The organism is Nocardia sp. NPDC058497 (assembly GCF_042720195.1).
Classification (GTDB): Bacteria; Actinomycetota; Actinomycetes; order Mycobacteriales; family Mycobacteriaceae; genus Nocardia.
Window position 1 is genome coordinate 1 of sequence record NZ_JBHXMY010000925.1, and the last position, 1,530, is coordinate 1,530.

General features: G+C 69.8%; 2 protein-coding genes. One reads left to right on the top strand and one right to left on the bottom strand.

The window, feature by feature from the left end:
- Positions 1-1,058: toll/interleukin-1 receptor domain-containing protein (locus ACFWPJ_RS32510; protein WP_378857307.1), on the bottom strand; the 1,058-nt coding region annotated here is incomplete at its 3' end.
- Between the two features lie 244 nt (positions 1,059-1,302).
- On the opposite strand from ACFWPJ_RS32510, the gene ACFWPJ_RS32515 reads away from it, so the two are divergent.
- On the top strand, positions 1,303-1,530 hold a 228-nt coding region (locus ACFWPJ_RS32515), incomplete at its 3' end, for a DUF937 domain-containing protein (RefSeq protein WP_378857309.1).

Here is a 1,530-nt window from a genome sequence, read left to right on the forward strand (position 1 = left end):
CGGGGTGGGGTGTCCCTGCGCCGACGCGCCCCCCGGGTGGTCCGGGTGGGGGCGCCGGCGGGGCGGCCCGGTTTCGGGGTGTCGGGTTTGGCCGTCCGGAAGGACTCGGCCATCGCCGCACGCTCCTGGAGAAAGATCCCCGTATCGAACGGCTTGCCGGTCTGGACGATCTTGTCCACCGCCGCTTCGGCATTCAGCGTGCGCAGCAGCGCACCCTCGTCGAAGTCGGGTGCGATCTGCGCGGCGGCGAGGGTCTGCTGGATCGCCCGGACATCGCCACGCGGCCGGACACCGCCAAGCATCGCTTCGGCATCAGAGACCAACCGCAACGCGATCGCCTGATTGCGCTGCCGCTCCGCCTCCCGCTGCCGGTCGACGGCGATATACGCCGCCGCCAACGCGAGGACGGTGAGCAACACCAGACCCGCGATGGCGGCACTGCGCAGACGCCGGAACCGGCGTTGCTCACGCAGATCCTCCCCCGCCAGTTCATATTTCGGCTTGCCGTGGATGGGAGCGGCCAGGTCGGTGAGCTTCTCCCGGAACAGCGGGGCACGCGGGTCCCACGGCGCGTCCTCGGTGACGTCGACGTAGAGCGGTTCGGTGGGCAACACCCCCGGCTCGGTCAGGACCGGCAGTGCCACGGTCGATCGCTCTGGATCGAAGCGTTGAGTATGCCGATCCCACTTCAACTTTCCGCCCGCGACGACGAACAACAAACGCTCCGAACCTCGCGTGCGCAGCCAGTAGTCGATCTCGCGGTCGACCCATTCCGACACGGCCGAGTGCGGCGACAGCACGACGATGCAGTACCGGGCCTGATCCATCGCCTCGGTGACCTTGCCCCACAGATCGGGGCTCGCGGTCAGGTCGGTCGCGTCGCGGAACACCCGCAGCGCGTGCAGGTGACCCATCCGGCGGCCGATGCGGTGCAGGCCCTTCTGGATGCCCGCCGCGATCGCGCGGTCGGCGTGCGAGTACGACAGGAACGCGTCGTAGGCGAAAATCGGCGCGGCGCCGGGCGGCGGACCCGCCGCGATCGTCATCGATTCACCCATCGTCTTCTCCCAGCACGGGACGACCGTTCCCCTCGAACGGTCCTCTCCCGACAGGCTCGGATCACGAGTACCCGGCTACTCGGGTTCCCGAGGGCCGCGCGATCCAACGTCACGTGGCGACGCGCCGCACGCAGACGCCGCCGAAACCAGCGGTTCCGGCATCTCGGCCCCCTACCCTGAGCGTGACCCGGGCGCTACCGGGCACCCTCGACACAGGCGGAGCCGATGACTACCGATCGCCCAGATCGCCGACCAGCTCGGCGTCGACCAGGCGACCGCGACCACCGCCGTCCAGGCCGCCCTGCCGACGCTGCTCGGCGGCCTGCAGGCCAACCCGGCCGAACCGCAGGGCGCGGCGTCGCTACTCGGCGCGCTCGACAACCACGGCGGCCTCGTCGAAGGCGAGGGCGCTGTCGATCTGCGGCAGGTGTACGTGGCCGACGGGGAGAATATGTTAGACAACCTGTTAGGT